The 13959-nt window shown below is 72.5% G+C and carries 14 protein-coding genes; 7 read left to right on the top strand and 7 right to left on the bottom strand.

Features of this window, described 5'->3' with window-relative positions:
• Positions 1-11: 11 nt before the first annotated feature.
• A complete protein-coding gene (locus IPQ09_22320; protein MBL0196910.1) occupies positions 12-1013 on the top strand; it encodes a hypothetical protein in 1002 nt (333 codons plus the stop codon).
• Positions 1014-1047: 34 nt separating this feature from the next.
• On the opposite strand, the gene IPQ09_22315 is transcribed toward IPQ09_22320, so the two are convergent.
• On the bottom strand, positions 1048-2340 hold the full coding sequence (locus IPQ09_22315) for a DUF1704 domain-containing protein (protein MBL0196909.1): 1293 nt from the start codon (positions 2338-2340) through the stop codon (positions 1048-1050).
• A gap of 256 nt (positions 2341-2596) precedes the next feature.
• On the opposite strand from IPQ09_22315, the gene IPQ09_22310 reads away from it, so the two are divergent.
• Positions 2597-2845 carry a hypothetical protein gene (locus tag IPQ09_22310; GenBank protein ID MBL0196908.1) on the top strand — a complete coding sequence of 83 codons (249 nt, stop codon included), beginning with the start codon at positions 2597-2599 and terminating at the stop codon, positions 2843-2845.
• Positions 2846-3224: 379 nt separating this feature from the next.
• Here the strand turns inward: IPQ09_22310 and IPQ09_22305 are convergent, their stop codons facing one another.
• Positions 3225-3761, bottom strand: a complete 537-nt coding sequence (locus tag IPQ09_22305) for a hypothetical protein (GenBank protein ID MBL0196907.1) — start codon at positions 3759-3761, stop codon at positions 3225-3227.
• Positions 3762-4137: 376 nt separating this feature from the next.
• On the opposite strand from IPQ09_22305, the gene IPQ09_22300 reads away from it, so the two are divergent.
• On the top strand, positions 4138-4809 hold the full coding sequence (locus IPQ09_22300) for a hypothetical protein (GenBank protein ID MBL0196906.1): 672 nt from the start codon (positions 4138-4140) through the stop codon (positions 4807-4809).
• A gap of 104 nt (positions 4810-4913) precedes the next feature.
• Here IPQ09_22300 and IPQ09_22295 read toward each other — a convergent pair whose 3' ends face one another.
• The 5 genes from IPQ09_22295 to IPQ09_22275 all read right to left on the bottom strand — a co-directional run bounded on the left by IPQ09_22295 (position 4914) and on the right by IPQ09_22275 (position 9479).
• Positions 4914-6227 carry a hypothetical protein gene (locus tag IPQ09_22295; protein ID MBL0196905.1) on the bottom strand — a complete coding sequence of 438 codons (1314 nt, stop codon included), beginning with the start codon at positions 6225-6227 and terminating at the stop codon, positions 4914-4916.
• 5 nt (positions 6228-6232) lie between these two features.
• Entirely contained in the window at positions 6233-7255 is a 1023-nt protein-coding gene (locus IPQ09_22290; protein MBL0196904.1) for a hypothetical protein, read from the bottom strand.
• An 18-nt stretch (positions 7256-7273) separates the two neighbouring features.
• Positions 7274-8083: a hypothetical protein gene (locus IPQ09_22285; protein MBL0196903.1), complete on the bottom strand. Its 810-nt coding sequence runs from the start codon at positions 8081-8083 to the stop codon at positions 7274-7276.
• Positions 8073-8444 carry a hypothetical protein gene (locus IPQ09_22280; protein ID MBL0196902.1) on the bottom strand — a complete coding sequence of 124 codons (372 nt, stop codon included), beginning with the start codon at positions 8442-8444 and terminating at the stop codon, positions 8073-8075. The genes IPQ09_22285 and IPQ09_22280 overlap by 11 nt, the downstream gene beginning before the upstream one ends.
• A 66-nt stretch (positions 8445-8510) precedes the next feature.
• Entirely contained in the window at positions 8511-9479 is a 969-nt protein-coding gene (locus tag IPQ09_22275) for a cation diffusion facilitator family transporter (protein ID MBL0196901.1), read from the bottom strand.
• Positions 9480-9657: 178 nt separating this feature from the next.
• Between IPQ09_22275 and IPQ09_22270 the strand changes: the two genes are divergently transcribed.
• The 4 genes from IPQ09_22270 (at position 9658) to IPQ09_22255 (ending at position 13958) form a co-directional block, all read left to right on the top strand.
• Positions 9658-11388, top strand: a complete 1731-nt coding sequence (locus IPQ09_22270; GenBank protein MBL0196900.1) for a GMC family oxidoreductase — start codon at positions 9658-9660, stop codon at positions 11386-11388.
• A complete protein-coding gene (locus tag IPQ09_22265) occupies positions 11385-12548 on the top strand; it encodes a Crp/Fnr family transcriptional regulator (protein MBL0196899.1) in 1164 nt (387 codons plus the stop codon). Before IPQ09_22270 ends, IPQ09_22265 begins: the two co-directional genes overlap by 4 nt.
• 765 nt (positions 12549-13313) lie before the next feature.
• Positions 13314-13532, top strand: coding sequence for a hypothetical protein (locus IPQ09_22260; GenBank protein MBL0196898.1), 219 nt, complete (start codon positions 13314-13316; stop codon positions 13530-13532).
• A gap of 24 nt (positions 13533-13556) precedes the next feature.
• Positions 13557-13958 carry a hypothetical protein gene (locus IPQ09_22255; GenBank protein ID MBL0196897.1) on the top strand — a complete coding sequence of 134 codons (402 nt, stop codon included), beginning with the start codon at positions 13557-13559 and terminating at the stop codon, positions 13956-13958.
• The last annotated feature ends 1 nt before the right edge of the window (position 13959 follow it).

The following is a 13959-nucleotide window of genomic DNA, read 5'->3' as shown; positions in this document are numbered from 1 at the left end:
CCACGAGGACCATGACCCTGCGCCGAGTTTTCGCCTTCACCCTGCTCTGTTCGCTCACCTCTCTGCTGGCCAACGCCTGCGGCTCCGAGCCGGATCCCTCCACGGGCGACGCGGGGCAGGCCCCCACGCCGACGCCCACGCCGACGCCCACGAGGGACGCGAGCCCCGCGAAGGACGCCTCTGTCGACGACGCCGCCGCCCCCGTCGACGCGGCGAAGCCCGACGTCAACGTCGCCGACGCGGGCGACGGCGCCGCCCCGTGGCCCGACTGCCTCACGAGGCCGCCCTCCGCGCCGATCACGGCCATCGACGCGGTGTGGACGGCCAACGCCGCCGCGCCCACGCAGGTGTGGCTCGCGGGCGTGCACGTCACCGCGGTCTCGCGCGGCGCCTGCGCCGCGGGTCAGGCCTGCCAGATCTACGTGCAAGAGGGCACCTCGTACGGGTCGCTCGCCGAGGGCGCGCGCAAGGCGATCAAGGTGTTCGCGAGCGGAACCGTCGCGAGCGGCTTCGCGAGCATCGCGGTCGGCGATCGCGTCGACGTGCTCGGCTGGGGCTGGCGCTACAACGTCGGCGGCCAGAGCGAGATCCTCCTGCAGGTCGCGCCCACGTTGCCGGGCTGCATGCGCAAGATCGGCGCCGCCACCGTGACCCCCATCCCGAAGGTGCCGCTCTCGGCGCTCACGCGGGCCAGCTACGACGTGTACGGGCCGCTCCTCGTGCAGGTGCCGGCCATCTCGGGCAAGGCGGCGGTCGCCGCCACCGAGACCTTCGGGCTCTACCCTACGGGCTTCGACGCGAGCTTCCCCGACGCAGGCGCCAACATCGTGAGCCTGAGCCCGTTCTTCCTCACCGGCGCCCGGTTCACGAACCCGCCGGTGGTGCCCGCGATCGTGAACGCCTTCACCGCCGTGACGGGCGTGTTCGGCACCTTCACGCCTTTCGTCGAGGCCGGCGCGCCTACGACCTACCTCGAGCTCTATCCGCGGAGCGCGGCGGACATAGGCAGGTAGCGATAGCCGAGCCGAACAGGCGCGCGCGCGGCGCTCAGCCTCTGCGCCGTGCGTCCTCAGCCATGACCACGAGGCCCTCGTAGCTGCGCTCGACGGGCGCAAGATCGATCCCGGCGACGAACGACATGAACGCGAAATAGGGCAGGAGCGTGTCCCACTCGCGGAGCCACTTGGGCAAGAGCTTCGGCCGCACGACGAGCCCCATGCGGTCGAGCCGCACGAGGGCGAGCACGTCGTCGAGATCGATGCGCCCGGCCATGACGAGCTCGCACTCGTCGCGGAAGCCGCCGCGCACGAACACCGAGAGGAACGCGTACACCCGCATGAGCCCGGAGATGTACACGGTGTCCTTCGTGAACACGCTGCGCCCGCGCACGTCGCCGCCTCGAAAGACGCGCGAGGCGTCGAGGAAGGCGTCGCGCGGCGCGAGGCCCTCGAAGCGCTCGAGGTACCTGTAGACCTCAAGGAAATCGGCGCCGTCCTCCGCCATCGCGACGACCTTCACGCGCAGCGCCAGGCGACGGAGCCGCGGCGTCGCGAGCGCGCCGTGGTGCAGCTCGGCGAACACCGCGAGGCCCTCCTGGGTCTCGGTGGAGCGCGGGCCGCCGCTCCGCAGGAAGGGCATGTGCCGCTGGGCGAGGCCGTTCTGGGCAGAGTACGCGTGGGTCTCGACCTCGTGCCGGAAGAGACCGTCGGCCTCCCACGGGGAGAACATGGCGCCGCGCCGCACCCGCACACGGGTCGCCCCGGCGATCGCCTTGGACGTCAGCGTGTCATCGACGACGACCCGGAGCTCCAGCCCGCGCCGCGCCGCCGCCTTGGCCTCGAACCGCGCCGCCAGGTCCTCGGAGGTGATGGTGGGCTCGGCCTCGCGGCGTGAGCGGTCCCACCCGTGCACCGAGAGCCGCTCGAGCAGGTGCTGCGCGAGGTCGAGCTTGCTGCGGCCGAGGAACAGCGTGCGCGAGCCGCCGTAGATGTCACGCGACACGGCGCCGAAGGCGTCCGTGCCGATCGCCTCGAGGAGCCGCAGCTTGTCGACGCTCGACCCGAGCACGCCGAGCAGGAACGCGTGGATGGGCCCCTCGCCTTCGAGCGCGTCGCGCGCGCGCTCTAGCGCCGTGCGCTCGGCCGAGAACGCCGCGCGGTCGACCTCGTATGTCGGCTCCGGGAGCGCGTCCGCCCCGCCCTCGAAGAAGCGCGCCTCCACCTCGCGGCTCCACGCGATCTCGTCGAGCAGCGAGCCGCTCGACGTGGCGGAGAGCGCGGTCTGCACCGCCGTCAGGGCCACCAGGGTGGCGTCTCGTTCCTTCGTGGCGAACTCTCCCACGTTGGGGACCATGGTAACCCGGTGGGTGGTGGGTGGTGGGTGCGCTTGGCGCGGAGCGGGGGAGGGGTGCGCGCGGGGCGCGCGGGGGGCGAGGGGACGGAGGGGGGCGCGCGGGGAGGCCACCGCGTGGGGGTGGGGCTTTCGGCCGCGGGTGGGCCCCTCCGCGACTCGGCGTCGTTCCGCGCGGTGATGGAGGGGGCGTGTCGGACGAAGACTTCCTGGCGGTTGGGAGCGCGCGGGAACGACGACCTCGGACATGCGGCTCCTCCCACCCGCGGCCGAAAGCCCCACCCCCACGCTCGTGGGCTCGCGCGCGCGAGGGGAGAGGGAGAAGGGGGAGAAGGGAGGAGAAGGGAGGGAGAGAGGGAGGAGAAGGAAGGAGAAGGGAGGAGAAGGGAGGGAGAGAGGGAGGAGAAGGGAGGAGAAGGGAGGGAGAGAGGGAGGGAGAGAGGGAGGGAGAGAGGGAGGGAGAGAGGGAGGGAGAGAGGTGGGTGAGGGACGGTGAGGGACAGGACATCGGTAACACTTCGGGGCATACCCAGGTGACAGGTGGGGTCCCCCAAATTTCCGTTCCGCTCGGCTACACCCGTGCCTGTTCCTCCTCCTTCGAGGTGACCTCATTGCCTGTTGAGAGGGTGACACGATCTCACTCCTCGAGTGCCGGGTTTCTCACCTAGCTAGCAGCCTGTTGATTTACGGACCGAGGCCCGGCGTCCCGGTACGGGCTCCCGAAGATCATCCACGTCGACAACTTGAGGCCCCCGCGGCGCGGCTCTATGTCCTGTCCTTAAGGTGTCACCTATGTCCTGTCCTCAGACCGAGAGAGGGAGAAGGGAGAAAGAGAGAGAGGGAGAGAGGGAGAGAGGGAGAGAGGGAGAGAGGGGCTATTTTGGCCCGCAGCGCGGCTTTGGGCACGCTTGGGCGAGTAGGCTCTTGCTCGCGGGGCTCGCCGCCGAGGCGCACGGATCGATACATCGCTCGCCAAGGCAGCAGTCGGCGTCCACCGTGCACTCGCTGGTCGCGCGGCGCTCGCGGCAGGCCTTCGCGCGGGCCTCGTAGTCGTCTTGTGGGGCCTGGTGCGGGGTCGCGCCAGGCGCATGCGAGGTCATGCGCACGCACTGCTCGATGACGGCGGCTTGGTGCTGCTCCGCGGGGCCGCTGTACTGCTGCCGCATGGAGTCGCTCCACTCCGCCGAGCCCCCCACCTGCGCCGCGCTGGCCGAGATGCGCTTCGCGTCTTCTCTGGAGAGCTGCTTCGAGCCGGAGTTGTTCACGCACGCGATGAAGTCGGCGATGTCCTCGCGGACGCAGGTGCCGTCTGCGGACTGGACCCTGGAGCCAGGGCACGTCGGGCCGCCGCAGTGGAGGAGCGGCAAGGCGAGGAGCGGGAGGAGCGCGAGGCCAATCGTGAGCAGACGCACGGCATGAACCTACCACACATCCTCCGGCGGCGATCCTCCGGCGGCGTCCGAGACGGGGGGGCGCTTCGCGGAGTAGGGCGCCCTCGTGGCGCGGCTGGGCCACGAGGCCACGGTGTTCACCGAGGGCGGCGACGCGCGCCAAGCTCGTGGTGTACGCGTTGCGCCCGAAGCCATCGCGGAGCGCGGTCTTCAAGGTGGCGCAGGATAGATCGCGGTGGATGCGCCAGGAGAAGCGCATGTCGAAGTGCTGGTGCCCATCCAGACGGCCATCGATACGGCGCGTCTGGATCGATGGCCAGAACGGTGCTTTAGTGACGACTTCGCACGGGGAGTCGCCATGGTTGTTCACCTTCGTCTTCTGCTGACCGCCGTCTTCGTGATTCCACTCTTCGCGGCTTGCCGCGACGACGACGACGGGGGCTCGTCGTCCACGCCTCCCACCTCGAGCACGTCGTCGAAGGGATTCTGCTATCTGGCCAAAGACAAGGGCAGCTGCGAGTGCGTCGCGGTGAGCGAGGACTCGAGCCGGCCGAGCGCCGACTGGTCCAAGGTCTCGGCGTGCAACTCCTCCACCGTGGGCGCTTCGCTCGTGTGCTCGGTGGACACCAAGGTCGACGGCACGACGACGAGCTGCTCGTGCGCGGCCATCGGCTGCAAAGAAGAAGGCGGGCGCTGCACCTGCGGCTCTGGGTACCCCAGCTCCACGATCACCTCGTGCACGAAGAGCTACGAGTGGTGCTGCGCACGAAACGACTCCGCGTCGTGTTACTGCAGCAATGGGAACTTCGGCTCCGCCTGCGGCAACGACGAGAAGAACGTCAAGACGTGTGTGCGGAGCGACGTGAAGACGACCACCGACGAAAAGTCGAACTGCGACGGCTTGAGGTTCGTGGCGCCGCCGCCGTCACCGCCTTCTTCGGGGGGCGGCTCCGGCGGCTGCAAGAGCTCGTCCGAGTGCCTCGGGAAGTGCTCCACCCGGTGCTACGACTGCCGCTCGGGGTCCTGCGCGTGCGGGAGAATCGGCTCGTCGGGGTCGTGCATCTATTGAAGCGCGAAGTCTGAGAGACGAGTCGCCATTCGCGGGCGGCCTGCGCGGTCTGCGCGGCCTGCGCGGCCTGCCATGGAGCGCGTCGCGGGAGGCGGGCGGGTCGTTCACCGCGGGAGGCCCGGCGCGCTGCTTGGGCGGCCCGAGAGGATCCCCGGGCCTCCCACCAGCAGCACCTCGCCGGAGGCGCGCGTGAGCACGTCGAAGAAGCTCGCGGGGGGCACGTCTCTTGGGAGCGCGATCGGGGCGAAGGTGCGCTCGCTCCACGCGCCCGACGGACCACGGGGATCACGACGCAGCTCGCTCACGTACACGGCGCCGTCGGCGACGAGCCACACAGGCCGCCCGCGCACCTTCGTGATCGCGCGCGCGCCCGGCACGTCGATCATTCGCCACGCGGCGCCGTCGAACACCGCGAGGTAGCCCCGCTCGTCGGCGGTCCCGGCCGCGTAGACCTCGCGCTCCGAGGCCGCGTACATCGACAAAATCGTGAGCTCTTTCGCGCCTGTGGGGACCGGGAGCGCCTGCTCGTCGGTGGTCTTCTTCGCGCCCGGAGCCCACCGGAGCGCGGTCGCTCGGAGCGCGCCGTCGGCGGCGCAGCGGAGGCCCGTCGCGAAGGCGTGCCCGCTCGCCGTCGAGGTCAGGGCGAACAGCGTGTCGCAGCGATGCTCCGCGAAGTGCGGAGCCTTCTTGAGGCCGGCGAGGTCGAAGGGCGCCGGTCCACGCGGGAACACCTCCGGCTTGCCCGCCGCGTTGTTGGACGCGAGCAGGGCGCCGTCTCTCCAGGGGCTCACGTCGGTGAAGGTCTTGCAGAGCCCGGGGTGATCGCCGAGGCCCGCCGCGGTGCCGGGCCCTACGACGCGCTGCCAGCGCGTCCTTTCCCAACGGTAGACCGCGTGGGTGGCGCAGTTGCCGCCGTGCACGTTGGTGACCAGGAACGCCCGCGCCGGCCAGCTCCCGTAGAGGCCCACGATGTTCATCTCCTCGCGGCCCTCGGGGCGCACGGGCAGGCCAGCGAGCAGCTCGTTGCGCTCGGCGAGCGCGCCGCCGGCTAGCTCCCACAGCTGCTGCCCTCGGTAGGCGAGGAGCTTGTCGCCGAGGTCGGCCACGCCCGCCTGGTCTTCGCCTTGCGTGGCCTCCGGCTCGTGGACCGCGTCGGTCGCGGCGAGCACGCGGAAGGTGTAATCGGCAGTCGCGAGCGGCCGCGGAGTCTCGCTCGCGGCGGGAGCGGAGGGCGCGGGCACGACCGCTCGGGGCGCGCTCGCGAGGGGACCGGAGGACGCGGACACGGTCGGCACGGGCGCGGGAGTCGGCGCAGGAGGCACCCCGCAGCCCGAGGCGAGCGCGAGCGCGGACGCGAGCGCGGACGCGGACGCGACGACGAGCGTCCCCACGGTGTGGCGGGCGGAGGGCCTGCGCACCGCCCTCACTCGCCCGCGGCGAGGAACTCGCCGTACACCTTCGCGGCCCAGTCGAGCGCCGTCGCGCTCTTCGCGGCCGTGCGCACGAGCGGCCAGGTCGCCTCGGCGAGCGCGTCGAGATCCGGCGCGTAAGTCACGTCGTAGGCCGCGAGCACCGCCGCCAGCGGGTCGGTCTGGTGTTTCGTGCAGAATGCACCGATAACGTCGGTGATCTCGCGCGACAGCTCGTCCACCGTGGCGGCGTGCGCGGCGATGAGCACGCCGGCCTCGCGGCCGAGCGCGACCGCCTCGGCGTCGACGGCGGTCGCGAGCTCGCCCACGGGCTGCTCGTAGAGCCAGCGTGCGACGGCGCGCCGGAGCTCGACGAACTTGGGCGAGTCGCCCTTGTCGATCATGAGGTTCGCGGTGCGGTCGAGGGCCTTGCGCGCGAAGGCGCCCAGGAACTTGCGGATCTCGGGGTCGAGTCGCTTGTCGAACTCGCCGCGCACCGAGTCGAGGGACTTGAGCACCGCGCCCGAGCCGATGGGCATGACCTTCTTGATGAGCCCGGGGATGCCCCACTCGGCGAAGAACGGGTTCACGTTCTGGTTGAACTCCTTCAGCGCGTCGAACAGCACCTCGCGCATCAGGTCTTCCATGGCCTCCTGCGCGAGCACCTCGCGCACGAGCTTCGGGTTCACCAGGTTGGGTCGCCCGAGGAGCGCGTCGATCTTCGCGCGGCCGGCCGCCGGCACGTAGCGCCCGAGCGTGGCGTCGTGCCGCAGCACGCGCGGGTAGGCCTCCGCGTGCACGGCCTTGGAGATCTTCGCGACGGCGCGGTCGTAGACCTCGGGGCGTCGGCCGGCCTCGACGAGGCGGAGGAGGGCCTCGCGGGGAAGCAGCTCGCCCAGCGGGCGGGTGAGCAGCTCCTCGTAGCCGCGCCCCAGGTTCGCGCGCCACTCGGCGGCCGCCTCGGGGCCGTCGAGCCGAGCCTCGAGAAAGGCACGGAATCGCTCTTGTTTCTTCGCTCGCTCGTCGCCTTCGGGCATGGTCTCTTTCGCGATTCTCTACAGCCCCTGGAGGGCCCTCTTGGCGTCGCCGGGGAGGTTCTTGTGGGTGAGCAGGAGCTTGCGGAGCGCGGGGTTGCGCCGCACGAGGGGCTGCTTCGCGAAGTGCGCGAGCAGCGCGGGCGGGGCGGCGCTGAAGCGCACCACGCTCGTCACGAACATCGTGGTGAACGACGAGCGGCCGCACAAGATTTGCACGCTGCGCGCGTCGATGGTCCCGCCGACGAGCAGGATGAGGCACCGCCCCTCGGTCGTCAGCAAGAGCTCGACGCGCTCCTCGGGGGCGGCCTTGCTCCAGCGCTGCAGCAGCGCGCCGCGCGTTTTTTGGCGCGTTCGCTCTGGCACCTCGCGATCGATCGCGGTCTTGTACACGTCGAGCAGTCGCTTCGGGCCGAGGATGCGCCCGAGCATCTGCTCGGAGAGCTGCGGGTTTCGGAGCAGGCGGCGCTCGACCTGGCGATCGCGCGCGCTCTCGCGCGGGATGTGCTCGAGGCCCTGCGGCGTGCGGTGCCACAGCGCGATGAAGCGGAAGTGATCGAGCCCGGTGCGCGCGTTGTGCACGACCGCGTAGATGACGCGCGGGTCGGGGTCGAGGCAAAGGGCCATCAGCTCCGACCCGGCGGCGGTCGCGGCGTGCGCGGCCCGCGCGTCGGCTTCCATGGGGCGGAACACCGCCTCGTACACCCTCCGGTAGTCGCGCTCGGCGAGCTTGTCTCCTTCGGACTCGGGCTCGGCCGGATCGGTGTCCGCCAGGAGGTCGTCCTGGGTCGCCTCTTCGGCCAGCTCGCCCTGGCTGCCCTCAGCCGCCACGCTCGGGCTTCGTTGAGGTGCCTCGCTGCCTTGGGGAGCCTCCGCCGGGTCGCCCTGAGGTGTCTCGCCCCACTCGACGAACTCGCGCAAGAGCGACTCGTGGGCCGGGCGCGACCGACTCGCGCGGGGGCGGCAAGAACGACTCCCGCCGCGGCGTCGCGTCGTCCCGAGCCGAGACCACACCGAGCGCGTGCAGGCGGTCGACGATGCGGTCGACCTCCTCCGGAGGGAGGCCGGTGAGCGCCACGAGCTCTCGCGTGTCGGTCACGCCCTCGACGCGGGAGAGCAGAAAGCCCTCCTCCGCGCTCAGCGCCAGCGCCTGGTAATCGATCGACCCCGGGCGCGGTTCGACGCGGCGCATGTCCCGGAGGGTACCAGGTGGGCGCCTCTTGTCACGGATCAGTTGTGGCAGGGCACGCGTCGCGGGTCACTCGGCGGTGGGCGCCGCGGTATCGGGCGCCGCCTCGGCGTCCCGGTCGATGTCGGGCTCGACGAAGATCCACCGGGCTTCGGGGCACGCGGCGCGGAGCTTCTCCTCGAAGCGGTTGATGACGCGGCACACGTCGTCGATGCCGAGGTCGCTCTTGAACGAGAGCTTGATCGACACGAACACCTCGCCGGGTCCTTGCTGCAGAGTGACGCAGTTGAGCACCCGGTTGAGCTCGACGAAGTCGCTCGCCGCCGCGCGCGCGGCCGCCTCGATCTCCGGATCGGCGGCCTCGCCCAGCAAGAGCGAGCTCACCTCCACGGCGAGGAACACGGCGACGCCCACGAGCACCACGCCGATGGCGACGCTGCCCGCGCCGTCCCACCGGCCGTCGTGGGTGAGGGCGGCGAGCGACAGCGCCACGATCGCGAACGCGAGGCCGAGCACCGCCGCGGAGTTCTCCCCGAAGACGACCACGAGGTCAGCGTCTTTGGTGTCGCGGAGATACTGGATGAACGGCTTCTCCCCGCGCCGCTTGTTCAGCTCGCGGATGTTGGACAGCGTGGCGCCGCCCTCGAGCACGAGCGAGATGCCGAGTATCAAGAGGCCGATCCACACCTTCTCGACCGGCTCCGGCTCGCGGATCTTGTGCACGCCCTCGTAGATCGAGAACATCCCGCCGCCCGTGAAGAGCAGCATCGCCACCATGAACGACCAGAAGTAGACGGCGCGCCCGTACCCGAGCGGGTGGCTCGCGTCAGGTGGCTTCCTCGACTGGCGCACGCCCACGAGCAGGAGCACCTGGTTGCCGCAGTCGGAGAACGAGTGGAGCGCCTCGGCCAGCATCGCGCCAGACTTCGTGAGCACCGCCGCGACCGCCTTCACCGCGGCGATGAGCAGGTTGATGCCGAGCGACTGGACGATGTGTGCGGTGGAGTGGTCTTCCTTCGGGGGCTCGCTGTCGCGCATGGATAGCCGCCGAGTATGCGGTGAACGCCGCCCCGCATGAAGCGGAAACGCCCTGCGCGCTCCGCTTGCCCGAGGACCCCGCTCGAGCGTCGGTGGTAAGCTTCCGAGGAGCTCCTCCCCCGCGCGCGCTCGCGTGCCCGACGCTTCCGCGCGCTCCCCGTTCTCGAGCCAGCCGTCCATGACCCAACCGCCCTTCGACGTCGACTTCCTCATCGTGGGCTCCGGCTTCGGGGGCAGCGTGTCCGCGCTGCGCCTCGCCGAGAAGGGCTACTCGGTGCGGGTGCTGGAGCGCGGCGCCCGCTTCGCGCCGCTGGATTTCCCGAAGACCAACTGGGACATCCGTCGCTCGCTGTGGCTGCCCGCGGCGAAGTGCTTCGGCATCCTGCGGCTCTCGTTCTTCTCCGACGTGTTCGTGCTGTCGGGCGCGGGCGTCGGCGGTGGCTCGCTCGTGTACGCCAACACGCTCTACGTGCCCCCCGACGCGTTCTTCTCGGCGCCGCAGTGGGCGGGCATCCATGACTGGAAGGCGGCGCTCATGCCGCACTACCGCGCGGCCCAGTACATGCTCGGCGTCACCCAGAACCGGTTCGAGGGCGAGCCCGACGTGCTGCTCAAGGACATCGCGAAGAAGATGGGCCGCGAGGCGTCGTACATCCGCACGCCCGTCGCGGTGTACTTCGGGGAGCCGGGCGCCGGCGGCGGGCGCGGCGAGCCAAGAGACCCCTACTTCAACGGGCTCGGCCCCGACCGCTCGCCGTGCACGCTGTGCGGCGGGTGCATGGTGGGATGCCGCCACGGCGCGAAGAACACCCTCGACAAAAATTACCTGTACTTTGCAGAGAAGCGCGGCGCGGTCATCGAGCCGATGCGCACCGTCACCGACGTCCGCGCGCTGCCCGGCGGTGGCTACGAGGTCACGCACGAGGAGAGCGGCGCCTGGTTCGCGAAGGATCGCCGAGTCGTGCGCGCGCGCAACGTAGTGCTCTCCGCCGGCGTGCTCGGCACGGTGAAGCTGCTGCTCGAGTGCCGAGAGCGAGGCGGGCTGCCCAACGTGTCGGCCTGCCTCGGCGAGCGGGTCCGGACGAACAGCGAGGCCATCCTCGGGGTGACCTCATCGAGCGACAAGGTGAACTATTCCAAGGGTATAGCCATTACCTCGTCGTTCCATCCCGACCACGACACCCACGTCGAGGTGGTGCGCTACAGCGAGGGCAGCGACGCCCTCGCGCCCCTCGCCACCCTCCTCACCGACGGCGGCCCCGGGCTCCCCCGCCCGCTCCGCTACTTGAAGAACGTGCTCACCCAGCCGGTCACGTTCCTGCGGTCGCTCTGGCCGTTCGGGAAGGCCAAGCGGGGCATCTTCCTCCTCGTCATGCAGACCCTCGACAACTCGATCTCGCTGCGGATGAAGCGCAAGTGGACGCGGCTCTTCACGCGGGCGTTCGACACCGACCGCGGCAAGGGCGCGCCGAACCCGACCTACATCCCGCTCGGCAACGAGGTGGCGCGCGCGTTCGCGGGCCGCATGGAGGGTGGCATCGCGTACTCGTCCATCCCCGAGGTGCTCTTCGACGTGCCGACCACCGCGCACGTGCTCGGCGGCGCGCCCATCGGCGAGTCGCCCGAGACCGGCGTCATCGACGCGCGCAACGAGGTCTTCGGTCACCCGGGGCTCTACGTGTGCGACGGATCCATGATCCCCGCGAACCTGGGCGTGAACCCGAGCCTCACCATCACGGCGCTGGCCGAGCACGCGATGGCGCACGTCCCCGTGAAGGAGGGCCAGGAGCTCCGCCCCGCGATCCCCGAGGAGTGGACCCGCGCGCGCGTGCGCGAGCTCGAGGAGCGCGCGCTCGCCCTCGGCTCCGCGAGCCTTCAGGAGCGCGAGGGCGAGGGACCCGCGGAGTGAGCGAGGCGCTCCCGTTCGAGTCGCTCCCGCTCTTCGCGGGGATGACGCCCGCGCATCGGGCGCCGCTGGCCCGGGTCCTCACCGTGAGGGAGCTCACGCCGGGCGAGGCGCTGCTCACCGAGGGGACGCCCACCGAGCACCTCTACGTGCTCGCGCGGGGCCGAGCGCGTGTGGCGCGCCGCGACACCCACGCCGAGGAGGTGCACGAGGTCGCCGAGGTCGGGGTCGGCGCGGTGCTCGGCGAGATGAGCATCTTCGACGGCCTCCCCACCACCGCGTCGGTCCTCGCGCTCGAGCCCTGCACGGTGTGGCAGATCCCGTTCACCGCGCTGCGGCCCGGCGGCGCGCTCGTCGCCCCCTCCGCGCCCCACGCGGCCGAGCTCTCCGAGGCCTACGAAGACCTCGTGTGCTCCATGGCCCGGGTGATGGCCGCGCGCCTCCGCGAGCAGTCGACCGCGGACCTGCTCCGGGCGCGCGAGCGCGCCGCGATGGGCCTCTTCGTCGTCGATGTGCTGGTGCTCCTCGCGGGCTACGCTGTGCTCCTCGCGAGCCTGCCGAGCGTGAAAGGGAGCCTGCCGGGATCGACGTCGTACTTGAGCCTTCCGCTCATTGGCCTGTTCGCGTACGGCGGCGTCCGCTTCATCCGGCGCACCGGGCTCCCGATCGCCTCGTTCGGGCTCGGGCTCAAGCACTCGCTCGGCTCCTTCGGGCTCGCCGTGCTCGCCACCCCGCCGCTGCTCGCCGGCATCACCGCGGTGAAGCTCGTCGCGCTCCGCGTGAACGAAGCGTGGCGCGGTATGCCGCTCTTCGAGCACACCGACGTCGTCGCGCGCTTCCAGGAGCCCGCGATCCAGCGGCTCGTGCTCATTTACGCTGTGTCGAGCTTCGTGCAGGAGCTCATCGTGCGCTGCGCGCTCCAGAGCGGCCTCATGCTCTTTCTCCGCGGCAAGGGCGCCACGGCGCGCGCCGTGGTCGTCGCCGCGCTCCTCTTCGCGGTCACGCACCTCCATATGTCGTTCTTCTTCGCCGTGTTCGCGTTCGTCCCTGGCCTCGTGTGGGGGCTCTTGTACGCGAAGCGACCCCACGTGCTCGGCGTGACAATTTCTCACGTAGTGACGGGTTCTTACGTCTTCTTCGTGCTGGGCACGAACCTGCCCTGAGGGGCGCGTTCGACCCGCGCGGACGCCCCCCGGGGGGGGGGGCCGGCCCCGCCCCCGGGCGGCGCGCCCCCCCCCCCCCCCGCCAGCCCCGGCCCCGCGCACGGCCCCGGCGGCCCCCGCCCCGCCCCCCGGGGCGGCCCCCCCGCGCCCCAGCCCCCCGCCGCCCGGCCCCCCCCCGCGGGCCGGCCCGCCCCCCCCGCCCCCCGCGCCCCCCCGGGCCCGCCCCCCCCCGCCCGGGGGGCGGCCCGCCCCCGCCCCCGCCCCCCCGCCCGGGGCGCCCCCCGCGCCCCCCCCCCCCCCCCCGCGGCCCCCCCCCCCCCCCCCCCCCGCCGGCGCCCCCCCCCCGCGCCCCCCGCCGGCCGGCCCCCCCCGCGGGGGGCCCGGCGCGGGGCCCCGGCCGCCCCCGCCCACCGGGCACCCCCCCCAAGCCCCCCCGGGCGTGCGCGCCCCCCCCCCCCCCCCCCCGCCGCCGCCCCCCCGCCCCCCCGCGCGCCCGGCGCGGGGGCCGGGGCGGGGGCCGCGCCGGGGGCCGGCGCGGCCGCCCCCGGGCCCCCCCGCCGCCCCCCCCCCCCCCGCCGGCGCGGGCCCGGCGCCCCCCCGGCCCGCCGGCCGGCCGCCCCCGCCCGCGCGCGGGGCCGGCCGCCGCCCCCCCCCCCCGGGCCCCCCCCCCCCCCCCCCCCGCCGCGGCGCGCCTTACCCCGACCCCCGGACCGCGCCCGCGCCGCCGCGCCCCGGGGCGTGTATGCTCGGGCGCGGAGGTGCTCGATGGGCGCGATGGATTGGCTGAACGGGATCATGGGACCGACCGCGCAGTTCGGCGGGCAGCCCTCGGCGCCTCAGGGCCCGCCGCTCGGGGGGGCGGGCGGGATGGGCATGGGCGGGATGCCCGGCATGGGCGCGCGCCTGGCATGCCCGGGATGCCTGGAATGGGCGGGGCCGTCGGGGCGCTCGGCGGCGCGCTGCTCGGCGGCGTGGGCGCGCTGACAGGCCAGGGCATGGGGCCAGGGCATGCAGGGCGCGCAGGGCATGCAGGGCCCGACGCCAGGCCAGGGCCTCCAGTCGATGCCACAGGGAATGGCGCTCGGCCTCGACGCGCTCCCTCCTCCCGGCACCGGCTACACGTCTCCGTACGCTTCCGGCGCTCCCGGCGGAGAGATGGGCGGATACGCCGGAGCGGCGGCGCCGGGGGTCTACGCGCCCGGACCTCCAGGCGGTCCGCCGCCCGGAGCGCAGCACGGGGCCGCCGCAGACGCGCGCGTGCTGGCCCTCCAACGCGACGTGGACTCGCTCGCCCTCTTCGCGCGCACGCTGCTCACCGTGATGGTCGAGCGTCAGGTCCTCACGATGGAGCAGTTCCAGGAGGCGAAGCGCCGCCTCGACATGATGGACGGCAAGCTCGACGATCGCTGAG

This window comes from Myxococcales bacterium (genome assembly GCA_016720545.1).
In the GTDB taxonomy this organism is placed as follows: domain Bacteria; phylum Myxococcota_A; class Polyangia; order Polyangiales; family Polyangiaceae; genus JAAFHV01.
Note: the sequence above shows the minus strand (reverse complement) of the source record. Positions and strands in the feature narration are given on the sequence as shown.

Excerpts from the sequence above, each read along its gene's own strand:
- IPQ09_22320 (MBL0196910.1), top strand. The coding sequence starts at position 12 with ATGACCCTGCGCCGAGTTTTCGCCTTCACCCTGCTCTGTTCGCTCACC.
- IPQ09_22310 (MBL0196908.1), top strand. The coding sequence starts at position 2,597 with ATGCGGCTCCTCCCACCCGCGGCCGAAAGCCCCACCCCCACGCTCGTG.
- IPQ09_22290 (MBL0196904.1), bottom strand. The coding sequence starts at position 7,255 with ATGCCCGAAGGCGACGAGCGAGCGAAGAAACAAGAGCGATTCCGTGCC.
- IPQ09_22280 (MBL0196902.1), bottom strand. The coding sequence starts at position 8,444 with ATGCGCCGCGTCGAACCGCGCCCGGGGTCGATCGATTACCAGGCGCTG.
- IPQ09_22275 (MBL0196901.1), bottom strand. The coding sequence starts at position 9,479 with ATGCGCGACAGCGAGCCCCCGAAGGAAGACCACTCCACCGCACACATC.
- IPQ09_22270 (MBL0196900.1), top strand. The coding sequence starts at position 9,658 with ATGACCCAACCGCCCTTCGACGTCGACTTCCTCATCGTGGGCTCCGGC.
- IPQ09_22260 (MBL0196898.1), top strand. The coding sequence starts at position 13,314 with ATGGGCGCGATGGATTGGCTGAACGGGATCATGGGACCGACCGCGCAG.
- IPQ09_22255 (MBL0196897.1), top strand. The coding sequence starts at position 13,557 with ATGCAGGGCGCGCAGGGCATGCAGGGCCCGACGCCAGGCCAGGGCCTC.